At 65.8% G+C, this 22110-nt stretch carries 17 protein-coding genes; 5 read left to right on the top strand and 12 right to left on the bottom strand.

What is annotated here, in order from left to right:
- Nucleotides 1–22 precede the first annotated feature (22 nt).
- The 5 genes from K2F54_RS16465 to K2F54_RS16445 all read right to left on the bottom strand — a co-directional run bounded on the left by K2F54_RS16465 (nt 23) and on the right by K2F54_RS16445 (nt 5517).
- Nucleotides 23–262, bottom strand: a complete 240-nt coding sequence (locus tag K2F54_RS16465; RefSeq protein WP_220606946.1) for a heavy-metal-associated domain-containing protein — start codon at nt 260–262, stop codon at nt 23–25.
- A gap of 129 nt (nt 263–391) precedes the next feature.
- Nucleotides 392–1195, bottom strand: coding sequence for a Crp/Fnr family transcriptional regulator (locus tag K2F54_RS16460; protein WP_308287713.1), 804 nt, complete (start codon nt 1193–1195; stop codon nt 392–394).
- Entirely contained in the window at nt 1192–3879 is a 2688-nt protein-coding gene (locus tag K2F54_RS16455) for a multicopper oxidase domain-containing protein (RefSeq protein WP_220606945.1), read from the bottom strand. The genes K2F54_RS16460 and K2F54_RS16455 overlap by 4 nt, the downstream gene beginning before the upstream one ends.
- Complete coding sequence (locus tag K2F54_RS16450) at nt 3876–5132, bottom strand: DUF8744 domain-containing protein (RefSeq protein ID WP_220606944.1); 1257 nt, start codon at nt 5130–5132, stop codon at nt 3876–3878. Before K2F54_RS16450 ends, K2F54_RS16455 begins: the two co-directional genes overlap by 4 nt.
- Nucleotides 5133–5178: 46 nt before the next feature.
- Nucleotides 5179–5517 (bottom strand): DUF2249 domain-containing protein, encoded by a 339-nt coding sequence (locus K2F54_RS16445; protein WP_220606943.1) that lies wholly within the window; start codon nt 5515–5517, stop codon nt 5179–5181.
- A 128-nt stretch (nt 5518–5645) separates the two neighbouring features.
- Between K2F54_RS16445 and K2F54_RS16440 the strand changes: the two genes are divergently transcribed.
- On the top strand, nt 5646–5984 hold the full coding sequence (locus tag K2F54_RS16440) for a non-heme iron oxygenase ferredoxin subunit (protein WP_308287712.1): 339 nt from the start codon (nt 5646–5648) through the stop codon (nt 5982–5984).
- Here the strand turns inward: K2F54_RS16440 and K2F54_RS16435 are convergent.
- Both K2F54_RS16435 and moaA read right to left on the bottom strand, forming a co-directional pair.
- Nucleotides 5981–6673 (bottom strand): helix-turn-helix transcriptional regulator, encoded by a 693-nt coding sequence (locus tag K2F54_RS16435; protein WP_220606941.1) that lies wholly within the window; start codon nt 6671–6673, stop codon nt 5981–5983. The genes K2F54_RS16440 and K2F54_RS16435 overlap by 4 nt on opposite strands.
- 44 nt (nt 6674–6717) lie before the next feature.
- On the bottom strand, nt 6718–7743 hold the full coding sequence (gene moaA / locus K2F54_RS16430; protein ID WP_308287711.1) for a GTP 3',8-cyclase MoaA: 1026 nt from the start codon (nt 7741–7743) through the stop codon (nt 6718–6720).
- Between the two features lie 282 nt (nt 7744–8025).
- On the opposite strand from moaA, the gene K2F54_RS16425 reads away from it, so the two are divergent.
- A complete protein-coding gene (locus tag K2F54_RS16425; protein WP_220606939.1) occupies nt 8026–9348 on the top strand; it encodes an MFS transporter in 1323 nt (440 codons plus the stop codon).
- A 659-nt stretch (nt 9349–10007) separates the two neighbouring features.
- On the opposite strand, the gene narI is transcribed toward K2F54_RS16425, so the two are convergent.
- The 5 genes from narI to K2F54_RS16400 all read right to left on the bottom strand — a co-directional run bounded on the left by narI (nt 10008) and on the right by K2F54_RS16400 (nt 17711).
- Nucleotides 10008–10817 carry a respiratory nitrate reductase subunit gamma gene (narI, locus tag K2F54_RS16420; protein WP_220606938.1) on the bottom strand — a complete coding sequence of 270 codons (810 nt, stop codon included), beginning with the start codon at nt 10815–10817 and terminating at the stop codon, nt 10008–10010.
- Entirely contained in the window at nt 10814–11500 is a 687-nt protein-coding gene (gene narJ / locus K2F54_RS16415; RefSeq protein WP_220606937.1) for a nitrate reductase molybdenum cofactor assembly chaperone, read from the bottom strand. Before narJ ends, narI begins: the two co-directional genes overlap by 4 nt.
- 2 nt (nt 11501–11502) lie before the next feature.
- Complete coding sequence (gene narH / locus K2F54_RS16410) at nt 11503–13167, bottom strand: nitrate reductase subunit beta (RefSeq protein WP_220606936.1); 1665 nt, start codon at nt 13165–13167, stop codon at nt 11503–11505.
- Nucleotides 13168–16926: a nitrate reductase subunit alpha gene (locus tag K2F54_RS16405; RefSeq protein WP_220606977.1), complete on the bottom strand. Its 3759-nt coding sequence runs from the start codon at nt 16924–16926 to the stop codon at nt 13168–13170.
- 113 nt (nt 16927–17039) lie between these two features.
- Complete coding sequence (locus K2F54_RS16400; protein WP_220606935.1) at nt 17040–17711, bottom strand: helix-turn-helix transcriptional regulator; 672 nt, start codon at nt 17709–17711, stop codon at nt 17040–17042.
- A gap of 211 nt (nt 17712–17922) precedes the next feature.
- On the opposite strand from K2F54_RS16400, the gene K2F54_RS16395 reads away from it, so the two are divergent.
- From K2F54_RS16395 to K2F54_RS16385, 3 genes are all read left to right on the top strand, one after another.
- Nucleotides 17923–19131, top strand: a complete 1209-nt coding sequence (locus K2F54_RS16395) for a globin domain-containing protein (protein WP_220606934.1) — start codon at nt 17923–17925, stop codon at nt 19129–19131.
- Nucleotides 19132–19639: 508 nt separating this feature from the next.
- Nucleotides 19640–20989: an NADP-specific glutamate dehydrogenase gene (gene gdhA / locus K2F54_RS16390; protein ID WP_220606933.1), complete on the top strand. Its 1350-nt coding sequence runs from the start codon at nt 19640–19642 to the stop codon at nt 20987–20989.
- A 320-nt stretch (nt 20990–21309) separates the two neighbouring features.
- The gene (locus K2F54_RS16385; RefSeq protein ID WP_220606932.1) at nt 21310–21642 is read left to right on the top strand and encodes a TraR/DksA family transcriptional regulator; all 333 of its coding nucleotides are present in this window, start codon (nt 21310–21312) and stop codon (nt 21640–21642) included.
- Nucleotides 21643–22110 lie beyond the last annotated feature (468 nt).

The following is a 22110-nucleotide window of genomic DNA, read 5'->3' as shown; positions in this document are numbered from 1 at the left end:
GCGGCAGGAAATCCCGGCCCGCTCAGAAGGCGGCGACGCGCGCGCTGTAACCGGCCTTGGCGATGACCGCGATCAGCTCCTCCACGCTCACCGCGGAGGCGTCGTGGTCGATTTCGATGCGGGCGGAAGCGAACTTCACCGTCACCGCGGTGACCCCGTCGATGCGCCCGACCTGCTTCTCGATCTTGGACACGCAGGACGGGCAGGAGAAGCCCTCAGCGCGAAGGCTGGTGTGGGTGATGGTCGGTGCGAGGGTGCTCATGGTGTGGCCTTTCCGAGTGATCAGCCCCGGAATGCCGGGGTGATCACGACGTTACGTCGCCCCCTCGGAGCGGACCATGACGGCCGTCACTTATCCGCAGGTACCCGTTGGACGGGGTGGGCCGGATGGCTACTTCGCCGCGCGCAGGCCGTCCGCGTCGAGCACCGCGGTCCACCGGCGTCCGGTCTCGATCAGGCCGGCTCGACGCAGCCGGCTCATCGCGCGCGACACCGACTCCGCACTGGTGCCGGCCATGGCGGCCAGGTCGGCCCGGGTGAGCGGCAGCTGGATCAGGGTGCTGCCGGATGCGTCGCCCGGCACCCCGAAGATGTCGGCCAGGCGCAGCAGGCCGCTCGCCACCCGTTCGGTCACCGTGGCCGAGGCCTGGTCCTGCTCGGAGGAACGAGCGCGGGCGAGGCGACCGGACACGACGTCGAGCACGCCCAGCGCTACGGAGGGATGCGCGAGCATCACTTCGCGGAAGGCTCCGGCGTCGATCTGTAGGGCGCAGGTGGTGACCATGGCGAGGGCCGTCTCGGTGTAACCGCTGCCGCCTGCCCAGGTGAGGCCGCCGAGCACGTCGCCGGGGCCGAAGAAGTCCAGGCTGGTGCGCTGTCCGGTGGCGGTGGTGCGGAAGGCCTTTGCCTGACCCGCTGCGAGGAGGTACACATGCTCGGCCGGCTCCCCCGCACTGAACAGGGCCTCACCCGCGGACCAGGCCAGCGAGGTCATCCGTGTGCCGATCGACGCCAGCTCGTCGCCGGACAGCCCCTGGAACAGGACGATCTGTTCGAGTATTCGTCGCTGCATGGCGGGCGGGCACGGATGCGGCCGTCCACAGGTGCTGCGGAGCGGCACCGCGCGCAAGGGCAGCGCACGCAGAGGCAGCGCACGCAGGGGCAGCACGTGCAGGGTCGGCGCCTGCTCGCTCACGGCAGCACCTCGAGGATGCCGCGGGCGCCCTTTTCAGCATCCGACATGATGTGGCTCACGAAAGGGTAGTGCCCCGCCTCGGAGAAGGTGAGCTCCACAAATCCACCCTGCGCGGCGGCGAGGTCGAGCACCTGGGAGCCGCCGGTGCCGGTGCTGCCGCCGTCTTTCAGCGAATAGTCGCCCTCCTTGTAGACGGTGTGGAACTGGCCGCCGACCACGTGGAAGGCGCTGCCCACATTCGGTCCGGCATCCAGCACCCAGACCCGCACGGTCTCGCCGACTCTGGCCTGCAGGGGACGGGCAGCGTACTGGTTGGCGTAGCCGTTGAAGACCATCAGGTCGGGGGTCTGCGCCTCCACCTTAACGTCGTCCACCTCGCCGCCCTGCGCGCCAAGGTAGAGCTCGGACTGCACCACGAGGTACTCGCGGTCCACCTCGGCCAGGCCGGGCGGATCGATGATCACGGCACCGAACATGCCGTTGGCGATGTGCACCGACATCGGCATGGTGGAGCAGTGGTACAGCCAGATGCCCGACCGGGTGGCGGTGAAGGTGTAGACCAGACTTGCGCCCGGTTGGATGGTGCGCATGTTGTCATCCGGCGCGACCGTGCCCGCGTGGAAGTCGATGGAATGGCCCATCGTTCCCTCATTCACCAGGGTGATCTCGAACACATCACCTACCTTTCCGCGCAGGGTGGGGCCGGGAGCGGTGCCGTTGAAGGTCCACAGCATCTGGGTTACCCCCGGCGCCACCTCGGTCATCACGTTCTGCACGGTGAGGGTCTGGCGATGCACGGTGGCGGAGGCGGCGGGCGGCAACGACGCATCCCTCGCCTCGAAGCCGGCGTCGGGTTCGGCCATCGGGTCGATGTCGTCGGCGGCGGAGGCCCCGGTCGTGGCGGAGCCGTGGCCGGCGTGCGAGTCGTGCGCGGCCATGCCGTCCATCCCCGTTCCGCCCGTTGCCGTTCCGCCCGTTCCCGTGCCGTCGGCGGCGGCACCGCTGCCGGCCTCGTCGCCGCCCACCGCGACGATGCTGATCTCCATGCCCAGCAACCGGTGGCCGGCGATCGAGCACCAGCCGTCTACGCTCGCACCGATCACTCCCACGTTCACGGTCTCGGAGGCGCCGGGGTCGAGCGAGCCGGAGACCAGGCCGGATTCGAGCACCAGGTTGTGCACCATGTCATCGCTGTTCGTGAGCGTGATCACCAACTCGTCGCCGACCGGCACCTCGATGCGGTCGGGCACGAAGCGGGTGTCGATCATGTCCACGGCCACCGTGGTGGTGTGCCCGGTCACGGTGGATTCCGCGGCGGCACTGGTGGCCGGAGCTGCCACCGTCGAGAGGCCCACCGAGGCGGGGTCGATGACGATGCCCACGGTGACCGTGAGCAGTAGCACGGTCGCGGCCGCGAGCATCCTCCCAGTGGTGCGCGGTCGCTCGGTCTTCACCGGTCGTTCGCCAGGTGCCACGCGCACGAGCGGCAGGGCGCGCGCGCGGCGGTTGGCACGGAGGGCTCGGGTGAACAGCGCCAGGAAGCTGGCCAGGGTGGCCACGATCAGCATCGATAGCGCCACCGTGAGGGTGCTGGAGATCGGGAGCAGTGACAGGGCCAGGCCGCCGTTGACGACGACTACCCGGAACAGGCCGCCGCGGTCGAGCTCGGCCGCGGTGGCCTTTAGGGCGGCGGGTCCGCCGCCGAGCACGACGGGCACCAGGTGGCTGAGGGCACCGAGCAGGATCTGGGCGGCGAAGCCGATCGCGAAGTAGGGCACCAGGGTTTCCACACCGGCGGCCGCGGCCGTCCAGCTGGGGGCCAGCGCGATCTGCAGCCCGAACCCGAGGGTGCAGAGGGCAAACCAGACCTGAGCTGCGCCGAGGCTCCAGGCCGCGAAATTGGCGGCGGGCGCCCGGCGCAGGTGGCCGGCGCCCTCCCAGAGCACCCGGCCGAGCGCTGCCAGGTAGACCAGGATGCCGAGCGCCACGACCAGGCGCAGGTCGGCCAGGCAGCCGAGCGCGACGAGGCCGAGGCCCCCCACCAGCACCGTGAGGGTGTGGCCGGCAGCCACGGTGGCGCCCGCGATGCGGGTGTGCAGCACGGTGGGCCAGAGCAGAGCGATGGTGCCGATCACGGTGAGCCCCACCCAGCCGAGCAGGTTCAGTGCCAGGTGGCCGATGAACAGCCGTTCGTAGTCCTCGCCGCCACCGTCCAGGCGCGCCATCAGGATGCCCAGGGTCACGCCGACCGCGAGCATGCCGGCGCTGGCGACGTAGTAGCGAATGAGCGGGGCGAACCGGCCGGGCATCGCCCCTCGGGTCTGCATGATGATCACCGCGGCGTGGGCCAGCGCCGTGAGTCCCACCAGGATGCCGCCGACCAGCACGAGTGGGTATCCATCGATGACCATGCCCGTCATCACCAACACCGAGCCCACGGTGTGTGCGCAGAGCCGCAGGCCGAGCGAGAGCCGATGGCCGAGGGCCTTGCGCCGCAGCAGGGTGTCGGCGAAGTGCTGGCTCCAGATCAGGATGGCGGTGCTCACCGCGCCGAGCAGCAGCAGGTGCACGAGCAGCCAGCCCGATTCGGGCACCATCCGGTGCAGCAGGGTGAAGATCACCGCGGCGGCCAGCCAGGCGGGAACGAGGCTGCCGGAGACGATGTGCCAGAGCTTGTCTTTCATAGCAGCGACCCCCGGCCCGGCGCTGAGGACGGCACGGTGCTCGAGGTGGTCAGCACGGCAGCGACAGCCTCTGCCGCGACCGGCGTGCGGGCCACCCGCGGCGCCGTGCGGGCCGGCGAGGCGGCGCCCCAGAGTACCGAGACCACGGCGACAACTACGAACAGGAGCACAGCGATAATGTTGACGATTCCGCCCCACTGCACCAGCACCGGCCAGCCGTAGGCGTCGCCGAGGAGCACCCGGGCCAGCAGTGAGAGGTGCAGCAGTGCCGCCGGCAGGTACATGATCGGCCGATAGGGCAGCGGCCGGCGCAGCACGGCCGGCAGGATCGTGGGTGCGTGGGCCATGATCATCGACACCACGAAGCCGAGGAAAACCGCGTGCATCATGGCGTCGTAGCCGGGCCCGGAGTACACCGCACCCTGGAGCAGCCAGATGCCGCCAACCACAACCAACCAGCCGTAACCAGCCAGCAGGCAGCAGGCCATGTAGCGGGGCAGCCCGGTCGAGCGCACCAGGCGGGTGGCCACGTCGTGCCGGAACAACCAGACCACCAGCGCGAGCATGCCGATACCCAGCAGCGGATAGCCGGCGACCGGCCAGACCAGGGCCACGACGGCGCCGAAGCAGAGGGCCAGGCCGATGCCGAGCATCCACGATTCGGCCCGCTGGTCGACCGTGGGTGAGATGCGGGAGAGTTCGAGGCGCTCACCGGCGATGGTGAGAACCAGGTACAGGATGAGCAGCGGAGCCAGCTGTGGGATGCCGATGCCACGCAACCAGAAGATCGTGGCCATCAGACCGGCCACAGCACCGAGTACCTGCACGCCCGTTGAGACCGCGGCCTGTTTGCGCCAGATCTCGGCGTAGATGGCCAGCAGCACGGCGCTGCCGGCGACCAGGGCGGCCTGGCCCACGATCACCGGTAGCGGAGAGATGAGCGCGATGCCACCGGCCCCGAGCAGACCGGGCGAGAGATAGGCCCAGCCGCGGCGTACGGCCACGGCCCGCTCGAGCACCACGACGGTGCCGACGAACCCGAACACCATCAACGGCCCGTGCACCTCAGGCAGGCGGGTGCTGGCGATGGGCGCCCAGACGCCGAGCAGGAGCAGGGCGCCGTTGAGTCCAGCGAGCAGGGCGATGCCGCCCAAGAGCAGGAAGGCCAGCCGACCGGTGACGTTGGGCCGCACCGTCGGACCGGTGCCGCGAGCGGCACTGCCGGTACGGCGATACGGGCTGGGCGTGGTCATTGGCGGCGGCTGTCAGGTCTCGAGGTCAGGTCAGGCTGGCGGTGGATCAGTTCGCGCGGGTGAGGCGGATGGTCCAGGTTTCGGGCCCGTTCTCCAGGTAGGAGACGAGGAACTCGCCGGGGCGGCTGCTTTCAAGCTGGCCGAGCAGCGGCAGCGGGTTGTGCGAGGCAATCAGGTCGAGGGCGAAGCCGGGCTTGATAGCGCCGAGGGCCCCGAAGATGGTGGCGTGACGAATGGCGTGCGGGATGGTGCGGGAATCCAGGACGATCTTCTCTTCGTCTTCATGACCGCAGGCGCAGGCGTGCGCTGCAGGTGTCCCAGTGGTGGCCTCGGCATCGACAGCGCCGGGGCGGCTGGAGGACAGGGTGATCGGTTCGGCGGTCATGGTTTTCTCCTTCGGCCGGGTCGAATGACCCTAGAGGGCCACTTTAGATGATCGGTATCCTTTTAATCGGGACGTTCGTCCCATCGTCAAGGCCGGAGTCGAAATCGACCGGCGGAAATGAGGAGCAGGTGGCAACCAGGGTGTGCGCAGAATCCGAGCTGGAGCTCGGTGAAGCGATCAAGGTGATGGTTGACGGTGTGGCAGTGGCTCTGGTGAAGGACAGCGCCGGCAACTGCTTCGCCCTGGGTGACATGTGTTCACACGCCGACATCTCCCTCTCCGACGGCTTCGTCGAGGGCGACGACTTGGAGTGTTGGGCACACGGCGGCCGGTTCGAGCTCTCCACCGGGCGCGCCCGCACCCTGCCGGCCTCCGAACCCGTCCCCGTCTACCCCCTCACCATCATCGACGGCGACGTCTACGTCGACGTGACCACCCAGGTGGACGTCTCCTCCTACGTGGCCTAACCCGTAGCGGGCAGGTGCACGAGGCAGAGTGTCGGCTGCACGAAGGGCTCCAGACGGATGCCCTCGGCGTCGTGCCCGAGGGAACTCGCCAGCCCCTTGATGAGACCGAGGTGTACCGAACAGACCACGTCGGGATTCGCTCGCGCTTCGGCCCGGAACGGGCATGCGGTGAGTGCGATCGTGGTCTCGTCGGGCCGTAACTCAGGCTCGAAGCCGATCTCGGTCAGCACGCGTAGCAGCGGGGGCACGATGTTGCCGACCGGTGCGTCGGTGGTGTCGGGGGCGTCAGGCGCCACGGCATCGGCCACGGCCGCGTACTGCGCCGACCAGCGCTCGCCGGCACGCACCGACCGGGCTCGGCCACCGTCCTCGTCTTCGCTAATGACGGCGGCGAGGGCCTGGGCGAGCTGCTGTTGGGCCGTTTCAAGCGGCAGCGGTGCCGCTACCGCGCTGAACAGCACCTGGGGTCGACCGCGCTGGCCGGCCCGGGCTGCCTGGCGCTCCACGAGCCCGGCGGCCTCGAGCTGTTCCAGGTGAAAACGGGCGGTGGTGATGTGCAAGCCGAGGGCCTCGGCAACGGCGCCCACGCCCAACGGTTCGGCGGACTCAGTGATCAGGGCGAGCGCTCGACGGCGCGGCTCACTGGCCAGGGCGGTATGCCGGGCATCGTTCTGCGTGGTCGTAACCATGTTTTTACAGTAGCAGCGTGCGGTTAAACCGGCGCCAGTTGGGGTCAGCCGCCGATGTAGGACATCTCGATCTTCTTTGCGCCCGAGGAGCGCACCGCTCCGGTCTGGGAGCTTCGCAGCGCCGACGCCTGGTCGGTGCGCCGCCTCCAGATGGATCCCATCGCATCGGAGAGCTGCTCGTCGGTGCTGCCGTTTCGGAGCAGCTCGCGCAGGTCGTGGCCCTCGCTGGCGAACAGGCAGGTGAACAGCTTGCCGTCGGTGGACACTCGGGCCCGGGAGCAGGTGTGGCAGAACGACTGGGTGACGCTGGAGATCAGGCCGATCTCGCCCTCGCCGTCCTGGTAGCGCCACCGCCGGCTGGTCTCGCCGGTGTAGTTCGGTGCCACCTCTTCCAGCGGCAGTTCGGCGTGGATGCGATCGCGCACCTCACTGGAGGGCAGCACCGCGGTCAGGTCCCAACCGTTGCTGGTGCCGACGTCCATGAACTCGATGAACCGCAGGATGTACGGCGTGCCCTTGAAGTGCCTGGCCATGTTGACGATGTCGTGGTCGTTCTGACCACGCTTGACCACCATGTTGATCTTGATCGGGCCCAGACCCACGGCGTGCGCGGCGTCGAGGCCGGCGAGGATGCGGGCGACCGGAAAGTTGACGTCGTTCATGGTGCGGAAGGTGGCGTCGTCCAACGAGTCCAGCGACACGGTCACCCGCTTCAGGCCGGCGTCCTTGAGCGCCTGGGCCTTCATCGCCAGAGCCGAACCGTTGGTGGTGAGGGCGATGTCCACCGGCTTGCCGGCGGGGGTGCGGAGAGCCGCGAGCCTCTCGATGAGCTCTTCGAGGCCCTTGCGCAGCAGCGGTTCGCCGCCGGTGAGCCGGATCTTCTCCACCCCGTGCGCCACCGAGATGCGCGCCAGCCGGGTCATCTCCTCGAAGGAGAGCATGTCGCCCCGGGGCATGAAGGCGAAGTCCTTGCCGAAGATCTCCTTGGGCATGCAGTACACGCAGCGGAAGTTGCACCGGTCGGTGACCGAGAGGCGCAGATCGTGCAGGGGACGATTCAGGGTGTCCACGAGCCGGCCACCCCCCGTCGGGGCAGGTCCGACCGGCACAGCATCGGCCAAAGGCTCAATGGGGTGCACGGGGATCAGAGCGCCGGACATACACCGACCCTAACCCCGAACTGTTCGGGCTCGCCCCCACGGCCGTTCCCGCCGCTTCGCAGGCCGGCCGTATCGGTCGCTAATCATTTTTCACGGTGTTCGCTCGTTGTCGGGTTCTCCGGCGGCGGTCAGGCTGACCGTGGGCACACCATCAGGGCGCGCTTTCACATCCAACGGAAACCAGGAGCTCTCATGTCAGCCGCTTCCACCGCCGCTAGCAGCCGTCTCGAACCGGACCTGTCCAACTGGGACCCGGAGAACGAAGAGACCTGGGATTCCAAACTCGCCTGGCGAACACTGTGGATCACCACGTTCAGCCTCACCCTCGCGTTCGCCTCGTGGTACCTGGTGAGCGCGATCGCGCCTCGGCTCAACGACATCGGCTATTCGCTCTCATCGAGCCAGCTGTACTGGCTGGTGGCGCTGCCCGGCCTGGCAGCCGGAATCCTGCGCCTGGTGTTCATGTTCCTTCCGCCCATCATGGGAACCCGCAATCTGGTGGTGATGTCGTCTGGGCTGCTGATCCTGCCGATGCTCGGTTGGACCCTCGCTGTGCGCGACACGTCGACCCCGTTCTGGGTGCTTCTCTGCCTGTCTTTTTCGGCCGGCATCGGCGGCGGCGCGTTCTCCGGCCTCATGGCGTCCACCAGCTACTTCTTTCCCAAGCGCCTCGCCGGCACGGCGCTCGGCCTGCAGGCGGGCCTGGGCAACTTCGGTATCGGATTGATCCAACTGCTGCTGCCCTGGGTGGTGGGCTTCGGCCTGCTCGGCACGGCCGCGCTGACTCCGCAGTCGAGTGCCAACGGTGAACTCGTGTGGCTGCACAACGGTGGGCTGGTGCTCATCCCCTGGGCCGTGCTCGCCATGGTGCTCTCGATTCTGTACCTGCGCCGGGTGCCGATCACGGCCAATTTCGCCCAGCAGATCGACATCTTCCGGGTCAAGCACACCTGGATCATGACCGCCATCTACCTGATGAGCTTCGGCGCCTACAGCGGCCTAGCTGCCCAGATGGGCCTGATCATCCTCAACGTCTACGGTGACTTCCCGGATGCGCCTAACCCGCTGGCGTTCGCATTCATCGGCCCCGTCGTGGGAGCCGCAGTGCGTGCCGCGAGCGGCCCGTTCTGCGACAAATTTGGCGGCGCTATCTTCACCTTCGTCGGTGGCGCCGGCATGGTCGTGGGCACCGTGCTGACCGCGTTCTTCCTCACCCCGTCGAGCGTCAGCGAGTTTTGGGGCTTTCTCACCGGCATGCTGATCATCTTCTTCTTCGCCGGCCTGGCCAACGGTGGCACCTTCAAGCAAATGCCGATGATTTTCCCCAAGCGTCAAGCCGGCGGGGCCATCGCCTGGACCTCGGCGATAGCGGCGTTCGGTCCGTTCATCGTGGGCATCGCGCTCACGGCGATCAGCCCCACCGCGTTCTTCATCGGCTGCGCCGTGTTCTGCGTCTTCTGCACCGCGTTGGCCTGGATCTACTACGCCCGCCCCAACGCCCCCTACCCCGGCTAACGCACAGCCAGCCCAGTTACCGGTTCCCGGTGGACGACTGAACCCGGCCGATCTTCGGAACTCCTGCAATTCCCTGTGCGACACTCAGGTCTCCCCCGGAGTTCCGCGGTGGCGCCCGACGCGCCTCTGCAGTTGCGGGAGTTATGCACGCAGTGGCGCCGACACCAGCCTGGACCATGGGCGCGGCCAGGCGCGCAAGAGCTGCCTCTGTTACGCGCAACGGGGCGAGTTCATCAAGGTTACTTTCGACAGCCTCACCGCCGGCCCTCCGGGCGAGAGCTCGATTCCTGACGACCGGCCCTTACCCCATACCGGTTCAATGGGCTGTAGCGATGGAGCTCCGGGACTCTTGTGAGAGCCTGTTATGTGAGCCCGAGCAGGGCGGCCGCGGCTACCTCGACTACGGTTCCGGATGGGTTGACGTCAGCATCGACCATCTCGGCTAGCGACTCGACGTGGGTCGTGACGAAGCAATGTTCACGCGCGCTCAACGCCGGGCTCTCGCCGCGCGGCACTGAGGGTGCAGGTGGCCCGTTTGCACCCGGTCGCTCTCGTTCGTCAAGGCGCACCACAGCGAACATCGGCTCAGCGACCAAGTCGCGACTAGCTCGCCCATCCGGATGGGCCGGGCAAGGTGCGGGCCGGGTTTGGGCGGGGCCCTAGCGGCGGATGTTGGTGCGGGAGCGGGAAGGCCTCGCCGGCTCGTCGGCTCGTGGAGACACGCGGACATCAGGCAGCTCGGCTTTTTCCCAACCGCGCTTCACCGTGCGAGCACCGGAACCTTTGTGGGTGTCGCGGGAGCGGTAGATCACGTAGGGGCGCCAGATGTAGCCGATCGGTGCGGAGAACACGTGCACCAGCCGAGTGAACGGCCAGAGCAGGAACAGAGCGGTGGCAGTGAGCACATGCAGCTGGAAAAAGAACGGCACATCGCTCATCAGCTCTGGCTGCGGCTGAAAACCCCACAAGCTGCGGATCCAGGGTGAGATCGAGCCGCGGTAGTCGTAGCCGGCTCCGAACACCTGGTGCAGAACCGTGGCGATGGTACCGAACAAAATGGTGCCGCCGAGGAAGATATACATCACCTTGTCCATGACAGTGGTGGCCAGGTGCACCCGGGTGACTAGACGCCGGCGAATGATCAGGATGACCAGGCCGGCGATGGTCAGCACGGCCGCGATACTGCCGAGGGAGGTAGCCCCGAGGTGGTAGATATGCTCGGTGACCCCGAAGAATTCCAGCCACGGCTTGGGAATGAACAGGCCGACCACGTGGCCGCCGATCACCATGAGCATGCCGTAGTGGAACATCGGTGACCCCCAGCGCAGCAGCCGGTTCTCGTACGTCTGGCTGGAGCGGGAGGTCCAACCGAACTGGTCGAACCGGTAGCGCAGGATGTGGCCGACCACGAAAGTGGCGGCGGCGATGTAGGGGAACGCCACCCACAGGAGATAGTCGAGCGGGGTCATACCCTTACGTCCTCACTGGATCCGCCGTCGGCGGAGAATGGTTTGAGATTGCCGAGGAACGTCATGCCGACGGTCTCGGTGGGTGGACCCTCATTGACGAGGTCGAGGTAACGCTGACGGGTGGCATCGTCGATCGGCGGCAGCGACAGGCAGACGGCCTCGACGAGGTGCATGTAGGGGCTGTTGACCTTTTCGAGAGCCGCACGCAGCACCTCGATGCCGTCCCGGTGCGCCGAGAGCAGCTCGCCGGCGATCGGTGAATCGCTCAGCGCCGAGAACTCGAGCACCATCGGCAGGTAGTCGGGCAGTTCGTCGGCCGCGACCTCCCAGCCGGCGGCCCGGTAGGCCTCGACGAAGCGCACCAGAGCCATCCCGCGGCGACGGGTGTCGCCGGCCGCGTAGTAGCTCAGGTACGGACAGCACTTGCGTTTGAGGTCGAAGGTAGCGGTGAAGTGCACCTCCAGCTGCTGCTGGTTCATCTCCCCTGCGGCGTCGAGGAAGGCGCCGAACGCGGCCCGGAGGCCATCCGGAAGCTTCTCGACCGACGCGGCCACGGCCGAGAACCGGCCGCGGCGCGCCTCGTCGGGGTAGTCCATCAGCAAGGATGCCGCCATGTGCGCGATGCGGCGGTCGCCGTCGCCGAGAGCGAGCGCCGTCACTCGCCGGGGCGCGAGTTTGGGCATTCTCACGCTGTGGCCTCTGGGCTCTTCTTGGGCGGGAACATTCCCTGGGGCACGGCGCCGCCGGTCCAGTTGAGCAGGTTGACCCGACCCGGCGTGGTGGGCTTGGTCTTCTCACCGCCACGGCCGGTCATCTCGTTGTAGTTCGAGACTGTGCCAGCCAGCGGCATGCCGGGTTCCTGGCCGAACGGTCCAGCATTCTGGCCGGGTCCGCCCATGCCGGGGCCACCGTCGGTATCGAGCGAGCAGGCGAGCTCGTCGAGTTCGCGGGCGGTCTCCACGTGAGCCTTGGGAATGACGTAGCGGTCCTCGTACTTGGCGATCGCGAGGAGCCGGTACATGGCTTCCATCGTCTCGCCCGTCATGCCCACGGCTCTCGGGATGCGTTCGTCGGCCGGCTTGCCGAGGTTGATGTCGCGCATGTAGGAGCGCATCGCGGCGAGCTTCTTCAGCGACGCCTCCACGGGGCGCACGTCGCCGGCCGAGAACAGCCCGGCCAGGTACTCGACCGGGATGCGCAGGCGGTCGATCGCGGCGAACAGGGTGCGGGCATCCTCGCTGTCGGCCTGGGTGGTGGAGACCACGTCAACGACCGGCGAGAGCGGCGGGATGTACCAGACCATGGGCATGGTGCGGTATTCGGGGTGCAGCGGCAGCGCGATCTTGTACTCGGAGATCATCTTGTAGATCGGGCTGTTCTGCGCCGCAAGGATCCAGTCGTCCTCCATGCCCTCGGCCTTAGCAGCCGCGATGACCTCAGGGTCGAACGGGTCGAGGAAGCAGGCGCGCTGGGCGTCGAGCAGGTCGTGCTCGTTCTCGACCGAGGCCTGCGCGAGCACGGCGTCGGCGTCATAGAGCATCAGACCGAGGTAGCGCAGGCGTCCCACGCAGGTCTCAGAGCAGATGGTGGGCTTGCCCTGTTCGATCAGGGGGTAGCAGAGTGTGCACTTCTCGGCCTTGCCGGTCTTGTGATTGAAGTACACCTTCTTGTAGGGGCACGCCGAGACACACATGCGCCAACCGCGGCAGCCGTCCTCGTCGACGAGCACGATGCCGTCTTCCTCGCGCTTGTACATGGCGCCGGAGGGGCAGGCCGCGACACAGGCGGGGTTGAGGCAGTGCTCGCAGATGCGCGGCAGGTAGAACATGAAGGTGTTCTCGAACTCCATCTTCACGTGCTCGCTCATTGTGGCGAGAATGGGGTCGTCGGCCGCGGTCTCCTGCGAGCCACCGAGGTTGTCATCCCAGTTACCGGACCACTTGATGTCCATGTTCTTGCCGGTCAAGAGCGACTTGGGCCTGGCGACCGGGCTCTGGGTTCCGGCCGGGGCCGTGGTGAGCATGTCGTAGTCGTAGGTCCACGGCTCGTAGTAGTCGTCGATCACGGGAAGATCGGGGTTGTCGAAGATGTGCAGCAGCTTGCTCAGCCGACCGCCGGCCCGCAGTTTCAGCCGGCCGCGCTTGTTGCGCACCCAGCCACCCTTCCACTTCTCCTGGTCTTCGTACTGGCGCGGGTAGCCCACGCCGGGCTTGGTCTCCACATTGTTGAACCAGGCGTACTCGACGCCGGTGCGGTTGGTCCAGACCTGCTTGCAGGTGACCGAACAGGTGTGACACCCGATGCATTTGTCGAGATTCATGATCATCGACATTTGAGCCATTACGCGCATTTAGTACTCAACCTCCTGGCTGCGTCGACGAATCACGGTGACCTCGTCGCGTTGGTTCCCGGTCGGGCCGAGGTAGTTGAAAGCAAACGATAGCTGGGCGTAGCCGCCGATCAGGTGAGAAGGCTTGAGCAGGATGCGGGTGAGCGAGTTGTTGGTGCCACCGCGCATCCCGCTGGTCTCGGCGACGGGCACGTTGATGGTGCGGTCCTTCGCGTGATACATGTACACCGTGCCCTCCGGCATCCGGTGCGAGACGATGGCGCGGGCCACGACCACACCGTTGCGGTTGTAGGACTCGATCCACTCGTTGTCGCGCACGCCGATCTTGTCGGCGTCCTGCGGGGACATCCAGATGGTAGGGCCACCGCGGGACAGCGAGAGCATCAGCAGGTTGTCCTGGTACTCGGAGTGGATCGACCACTTGGAGTGCGGCGTGAGGTATCGCACGGCAACCTCGGCGCGACCCTTCGAGCCGGGGGCTCCGGTGGCGGCGGTGGAGCCGACGATGGAGTCCTCGAACAAGCGGTGCATGTCCAGCGGCGGCCGGTAGATCGGCAACTGCTCGCCGAGCTCCACCATCCAGTCATGGTCGAGGTAGAAGTGTTGCCGCCCGGTGAGGGTGTGCCACGGTTTGAGGTGTTCAACGTTGATCGTGAAGGCACTGTAGCGGCGCCCGCCGTGCTCGCTGCCCGACCACTCCGGGGAGGTGAGCACCGGCACCGGCGCGCCCTGCACATCAGGGTAGGAGAACCGGCGACCCTCGTTGTCGCTGGCCAGGTGCGCCAGCTTCACACCTGTGCGCTTCTCCATGTCGCGGAAGCCCTGGGTGCCGAGGCGCCCGTTGGTGGTGCCCGAGAGAGCAAGCACCATTTCACAGGCCTGGATGGCCGTCTTCAGCTGCGGCCGGCCCGCGGTGGGGCCACTGGCGATGAGGCCGTTCTTCTGGCCGAGGTAGGCCACCTCCACGTCGGGATTGAACTTGACGCCCTTGGTGACCATACCGAGCTTCTCGGTGAGCGGACCCAGCGAGCCGAGCCGCTCGAAGAAGGCCGGGTAGTCACGTTCGACCACCACGAGCTTGGGCATGGTGACACCGGGAACCAACGGCAGGTTGTCTTCGACGATGCCGTGCGGGCTCGACATCGCATCCGGGGTGTCGTGCAGCAACGGGATCGCGACGAGGTCCTTGCGCACACCGAGGTGCTCCACCGACATTTGAGAGATCTTCTCGGCCAGGATGTGGAAGATGTCGAAGTCGGTCTTGGACTGGAACGGCGGGTCGATGGCCGGATTGAACGAGTGGATGAACGGGTGCATGTCGGTGGTGGACAGGTCGTTCTTCTCGTACCAGGTGGCCGGCGGCAGCACGACGTCGCTGTAGATCGTGGTCGACGTCATGCGGAAGTCGCTGGTGACCATCAGGTCGAGCTTGCCCTCCGGGGCGGACTCGTGCCACTTCATGGTCTTCGGGCGCTTCTCCGACGGCGATTCCGGCGCCCGCACGGCGCTCTTGGTGCCAAGCAGGTGCTTGAGGAAGTACTCGTTGCCCTTGCCGGAGGAGCCGATAATGTTGGCCCGCCAGACGACCATGACGCGCGGGAAGTTCTCCGGCGCATCCGGGTCTTCGATGGCGTACTCGAGGCTGCCGTCGTTGAGGGAGTCGACAACGTACTGGGCCGGTTCGACCCCGGCCGCCGCGGCATCGTCGACGAGGTCGAGCGAGTTGCGGTTGAAGGTGGGGTAACCGGGCATCCAGCCGCGCTTAGTCGACTCGACCAGGCAGTCTGCCGTCGTGCGATCCTTGAAGACGCCGGAGCCGAGCGGGCTGGAAAGGGTGTCGGCGGACAGGCCGTCGTAGCGCCACTGGTCGGTGGCGAGGTAGAAGAATCCGGTGCCGATCATTTGACGCGGCGGCCGCACCCAGTCCAGGCCGAACGCGTACTGTCCGTAGCCCGTGAGCGGGCGCACCTTCTCCTGGCCCACGTAGTGAGCCCAGCCGCCGCCGTTGACCCCCTGGCAGCCGGTCATGGTGGTCAGCGCGAGGAACGCGCGGTAGATGGTGTCGGAGTGGAACCAGTGGTTGGTGCCGGCGCCCATCAGGATCATCGAGCGGCCGTCGGAGTCCTCGGCGTTCTGCGCGAACTCGCGGCCGATGCGTTCGGCGGCCTGGCGGGGCACCGAGGTGATGCTCTCCTGCCAGGCGGGGGTGCCGGGCGAGGTGGCGTCGTCGTAGCCGGTGGGCCAGTAGCCGGGCAGGTTCAGTTCGTCCCGGCCCACGCCGTACTGGGCGAGCAGCAGGTCGAACACGGTGGTGACCAGCTGGCCGGCCACCATTCGTACGGGCACGCCGCGGCGCACGATGCCGGCGCCGCCGGCGTGCTGTTCGCCAATTTCGTCGGTCTCCGGGGCCACGTCGAAGCGGGGCATGTCGATGGCGACGGATGCCCGGTCGTAGTCGGGCGCATCCGCGATCGAGAGCAGTGGGTCGACACCCTCAAGGTCGAGGTTCCACGTACCGGCGTCGGTCTCGCTGAAGCGATGCCCGATGGAGCCGTTAGGCACCACTGCCTGGCCGTTCTGGTCGAGCATCACAGTCTTGAAAGCAGCGCTGGCGACGGTCGTGGCCAGACCGGGCAGGGCATCCGCGGTGAGGAATTTGCCGGGCACATAGGCGTCGCCACGCGGGGTGAGGCTGATCAGGTAGGCGGAGTCGCTGTAGCGCTTCATGTAGTCGACGAAGCGGGTGGTGCGTCGGTCGACCAGAAATTCCTTGAGCACGACGTGGCCCATCGCGATGGCGAGGGCGCCGTCGGTGCCAGGGTGCACGGCGAGCCACTCGTCGGCGAACTTGGAGTTGTCGGCGTAGTCGGGCGAGACGGTGATGACCTTCTGGCCTTTGTAACGTGCCTCGACCATGAAGTGTGCGTCGGGGGTGCGGGTGACGGGCACGTTCGAGCCCCACATGATCAGGTAGCTGGAGTTCCACCAGTCGGCCGATTCGGGCACATCCGTCTGGTCGCCGAAGACCTGCGGGCTGGCGACGGGCAGGTCTGCGTACCAGTCGTAGAACGAGAGCATGGTGCCACCGAGCATGGAGATGAACCGGTTACCGACGCCCTGCGACACGATCGACATGGCCGGGATCGGCGAGAAACCGGCGATACGGTCTGGCCCGTACTTCTTGATGGTGTGCACGTGCGCGGCGGCGACGATCTCGGACGCTTCATCCCAGCTGGCGCGCACCAGGCCACCCTGGCCGCGAGCGCTCTTGTACACCTTGGCGCTTTCTGGGTTGTCGGTGATTTCGGCCCAGGCGAGTACCGGGTCACCGGTACGGGCCTTGGCCGCGCGGTACAGCTCAAGCAGCACACCGCGCACGTAGGGGTAACGCACCCGAGTCGGCGAGTAGGTGTACCAGCTGAACGCAGCGCCGCGGGGGCAGCCGCGCGGCTCGTACTCGGGCGAATCGGGGCCCACAGACGGGTAATCGGTCTGCTGGGTCTCCCACGTGATGATGCCGTCCTTGACGTACACCTTCCAGGAGCAGGAACCCGTGCAGTTCACCCCGTGGGTGGACCGCACCTCTTTGTCATGGGTCCAGCGGTCACGGTAGAACGAGTCGGCGTCACGGCCGCCCTCGAGGAACACCGAACGGAGGTCTGGCGAGGTCTCACCGCGGCGGAGGAACCGGCCGAAGTTGAGGATCGTATCGGTGAGGGGGCCGTCGGTGCCGGGCTTGGCGGCCCGAGCGCTGGCCAGACCAGACCTCGCGAAGATGGAGTTCTTCAGTGATTTCACGGTGATCCCCTTGCCCTGTGGGAGTCACCACGGTCAGTGACACCCTCGGGGGCAAGCCTGACCGTTGCCGAAAATCACGACAACCGCGAAACACCGTGAATAATCGGCTGCGGGTTTAGGACCGGGGCTCTCGCCGGCTCCAGCACCCGAACGAGTAAGTCGAGGGTGCAGGTGTCCGGGCCGACCAGCGGATGCATTCGGTCCGCCACGAGCGGGCCGTCGGTCTGCTCGAGGAGTGTCTGGATCAGGCCGTAGTGCACCGCGCAGACCTCAGGGTGCAGCTTCACCATCTCGCTGTACGGGCAGTCGTGGAGATGCACGTGGGTGCCATCCGGGTCGTGGTCAGAGTCGAAGCCGCTCTGGTCAAGATGGTCGTCGAGCGCGTCGATCTGGTTCTGACGAGGCGTGCTGGTGACGGCCTCGAGAGGCAGGAGCTTGCGCACCAGCTCGCCGCGGAGGTGCGCGGCCTCCGCCTTGGCGGCCCGCACTGAACCGGGTTCGATGGCACGGGCGGCGGCGCTGTATAGCATTCGGGGACGACCCTTGGTCTCGCGGTTTTCCGGCTGGCAGGTGATGAAGCCGTCGTCGACTAGTCGTTGCAGGTGTTCCCTGGCGGTGTTCGGGTGCAGCCCGGCGGCCTCGGCGAGGTCGGTCACGGTCATGGTGCCGCGGCGCTGCAAATGCCAGAGCAGGGTGATTCTGCTGATGGAGGCGAGCGTTCTGTAACTCGTGGCGGCGCGGGGCATCTCGCCAGTATGCGCTTTTCCGGCCTCTGGCGGTATCCCACCGCCCCGCTGAACGGATCTCCGACATCTTCGCCGGCAGAAAGCCGGTCGTTCTCCAGACCTTAGGCTGGGAAGAAGCGGTCTTTCAACGCGGGGCACGATATGGCGACCGAATTCGATCCGAACGGTCGGCCTGGGAACCCGAACGGAGGCTGACCCAGAAGGAGTTCGCATGTTATCTGACACCTCACTCCCCGTCATCGAGCAAACGTTGCCCGTCGTCGGCGAGAACATCCAAGAAATCGCCGAGCGGTTTTACGCCCACATGTTCGCTGAACGTCCCGACCTTTTCGACGGACTATTCAACCGCGGCAATCAAGCTGATGGTCGCCAACAGCAGGCGTTGGCAGGATCTGTTGCGGCATTCGCCGCTTTCCTGGTCAACAGTCCCGACGACCTGCCCGACCACTTGCTGTCACGCATTTCGCACAAGCACGTTTCTCTGGGCCTACGTCCTGACCAGTACCAGGTTGTTCACGATCATCTGATGTGGGCAATCGTCGATGTACTCGGGGACGCGGTCACTGCCGATGTTGCTGCGGCGTGGGACGAGGTGTACTGGCTGATGGCCAACATGCTCATCAACAAGGAACGCGGCATGTACGCGATGGCTGGACTATCGTCGGACACCGTCTGGCGCAGCTGGCGTGTGTCGAAGCGGATCCAGGAAACGGACGACGTGGTCACCTTCGTGGTGGAAAGAGTTGACGAGCGGGACGTCAAACCCTCTCTTCCTGGGCAGTACGTCACCATCAAGATGTTGATGCCGGATGGTGTGCATCAGCCACGGCAGTACAGTCTCACCCGTGCCGACGACGGTCTGCACCGACAGTTCTCCGTCAAGAGGGTCCATGGGCTCCAGACGCCAGACGGAGAGGTATCCAACCTGCTACACAACAGCGTCCACGTCGGCGACGAGGTGGTGCTCAGCGCTCCTTTCGGCGACGTAGTGCTGAAATCCACCGACCGTCCGGTTGTCATCGCAAGCGCCGGAATCGGCGTCACCCCCATGGCCGGAATGCTCTCTCACCTCGTCAAGACGGGCAGTCAACGTAAGGTGACGATGCTTCATGCTGACAACTCGGCCGATACTTTCGCACTACGCCGGCAGATCAGGGAGGACCTGTCCAGCCTGTCAGATGCGTCCCTCATCACTTGGTACGTGGAACCCTCGCAGTCGACGCAAACGATCGATGGCGAACTCGCCGGATTCATGGACGTGACAACCATTGATCTGCCGGACGATGCCGATTATTACCTCTGCGGGCCTTTGGTATTCATGCAATCTGTCCGCAGTGGACTCATCGGGCGAGGCGTACCGGCTAAAGACATCCAGTACGAAGTCTTCGGCCCTGACTTGTGGCTGGCAGATTTCGAGTAACAGGACGATTCGACCTGCCGGTCGATTCTGTCGATCCAGAGGATACGCCGATATCGGATACCTCTCGGCCACGCGCCGTGTATCTCGGTGTCGCTAAGACCCAGCCCAAAGTATTCAAACGCATCAGCCTGTTCCTGACCCGACCGAGCAGGAAACACGCAACGTCCACCCACCACTAGCAGGTGCGGCGCGCCTAGAAGCTGTGGACCATTCTGGTCTCCTCGAGGCTGAAGGGCACTCTGCCGTCGGTACTGTGCCCGTACCCGAGCACTAGATTGGTCAACTCGAACACGGTATCCCGGACAAGGACCTCCACACGTTCACGACGCAGCGGGAGCGGTGCGCTCACCCGGCTCGGCACCGCCGCCGAATGCCGTGTGTAGCGAAACAGCGCTGCACGCGGCCAAGCGCACTGGTTCTGGTTGAAACCGCTACGGTGAAGGGGCCGGATTCCGTCGCGAAGCGAATACTTGTTTTCGGCTCACCATATCGCGATGGAGGTTGGCCTATGCCTGAACTAGACGAGCGGCTTGTCCCGATCTTTGAGGAAGTCCTGAGCCGCAACCCGGGAGAAACAGAATTTCATCAGGCCGTCCGTGAGGTTCTCGAGACCCTCGGCCCCGTGATGTCCAAGCATCCGCAGTACGCCGATGCGGCCGTCATCCGACGTCTGTGCGAACCCGAGCGACAGATCATTTTCCGGGTGCCGTGGGTCACTGATACCGGCAGAATCGAGGTCAACCGGGGTTTTCGGGTGGAGTTCAGTTCCACCCTCGGCCCCTACAAGGGTGGATTGCGGTTCCATCCCAGCGTGTATTTGGGAATCGTGAAGTTCCTCGGGTTCGAACAGATTTTCAAGAACGCTCTGACCGGGTTGCCCATCGGCGGCGGTAAGGGCGGCTCCGATTTCGATCCGAAGGGCCGATCTGATGCGGAGGTGATGAGGTTCTGTCAGTCATTCATGACTGAGCTGTACCGCCATCTCGGCGAATACACCGACGTTCCAGCCGGCGATATCGGCGTCGGCGGGCGCGAACTGGGATACATGTTCGGCCAGTACAAGCGAATCACGAATCGGTACGAGTCCGGCACACTAACCGGGAAGGGACTGACCTGGGGTGGGTCCCAAGTTCGCACTGAAGCCACCGGATACGGAGCAGTGTTCTTTGTAGACGAAATGCTCCGCTCTCGCGGCAGCAGCATCGAGGGGAAAAAGGTTGTCGTCTCGGGGTCGGGGAACGTTGCGATTTATGCGATTGAGAAAGTGCATCAGCTCGGTGGAACCGTCATCGCGTGCTCGGACTCGGCTGGTTATGTAGTCGACCCGTCCGGGATCGATGTGGAGCTTCTCACGGAGGTGAAGAGTGTCCGCCGAGGCCGTATCTCCGAGTACGTCGTGCTGCGTGGCGGGCAGGCCCGATTTGTGGATGGTGGCCGCATTTGGGATGTGCCGACTGACATCGCGCTGCCGTGCGCCACACAGAACGAGCTTGATGCCGCAGGGGCGTCCGCGCTGATCCGCAACGGCTGCCAGATAGTGGCTGAGGGTGCCAACATGCCCACGACGCCGGACGCTGTCCGACTTTTGACCGCCGCGAAAGTGCAATTCGCGCCCGGGAAGGCAGTGAACGCCGGAGGCGTTGCGACCAGCGCTCTCGAGATGCAACAGAACGCGTCCCGCGACTCCTGGACGTTCGAGTACACGCAGGACCGCCTTGCCGAAATCATGCGCAGTATCCACGACCGCTGCCTGGAAACCGCCGACGAGTACGGTTCGCCCGGGAACTACGTTGCCGGAGCAAACATCGGTGGGTTCACCAGAGTCGCCGACGCCATGCTTGCCCTCGGCGTAATCTAACACTCGTCAGCTGCACCGCAGCCACGGTTCACTCGCCTAGCTTGCCTTTACTGGGGCAACGGCTATGGTGAGGGCATGCTTACCCCTCGCACGACGTCCGGATGCGGTCACCGCACCCACGCCGTACCCGGTTTCCTCAACGAATCGACCACCGGTGTTTCATGTGACCGCCAGGTCAGCCAGGCGGGACGTGTTTACCTCATCCACTCCCTCACGCGCGCTCCACCGCACTGATCATTTCCACCCCGGATCAGTCCGATACCAGGAGCGCGTCGCAGTTGCGGCGCGTTTTGTCGTTAAGCCACCTTGAAGGAACCATCATGACCACCCTCCCGTCTCCCGCCCCCGACGTCACCGATGACGACCACAAGCTCACCGGCTTCCGGCGACAGCTGGAAGAACAACTCCGTGAGCGCGAAGCGCTCATTACCGAACTCCTCCCCCGCGCCGCCCCCCACATTGATCCCGTCGCCTGGTCAACAACCCAGTCGGCTCGCCAAGTTGTTGCCCAAATCAATGCAGCACTGCTCCGTATCGAAGCCGGCACGTTCGGCCGCTGTAATCGTTGTGCCCGGCCGATCGCCCAAGCTCGGCTCGAGATCATCCCTTACGCGGATACCTGCGTTCCCTGCCACACAGACGGCACATCGTGATTTCTCCCAAAGCGAAGGGGCGAGATCATGACGGTCACGCAACGAATCGGCGGGCGCTCCAGGCGACCGGCCGCGATAGAGCCAGGAAGCACTGAAGCATGCCGACCGATTCTTCTCCTCGGGGACGAACTGGGTTGCCTCCACCCCTTGAGATCTCACCCCGGTATCAGGGTCGTAACCAGCGGTGACAGCGCGCATGGTCAACCGCGCGCTGCGGTCATCCAGATCGACTTATCTTCTGTCACAGACAGAACGGAACTCAAGGCTAGATTGCACGCCCAGATACCGATCTGCACGGATCTGTGCGAACGGGCCCCGTCCATCCAGCGGCTCCTTCTGGTCATCGAGGGACCGAAACTAGTGCCCGAGTCAGTGTTGAGTATTTGCGGGTTTGGGGGCCAGTGAATATTGCCTTCGGGGGCCACCGGTATTGCCTTTGGGGGCCACGCAGTCGCGCGGTCGGGGGCC

It is taken from the genome of Cryobacterium inferilacus, from assembly GCF_019599185.1.
GTDB lineage: Bacteria > Actinomycetota > Actinomycetes > Actinomycetales > Microbacteriaceae > Cryobacterium > Cryobacterium inferilacus.
The sequence above is the reverse complement of the archived record's forward strand: the minus strand, read 5'-3'. Positions and strand labels throughout refer to the sequence as shown.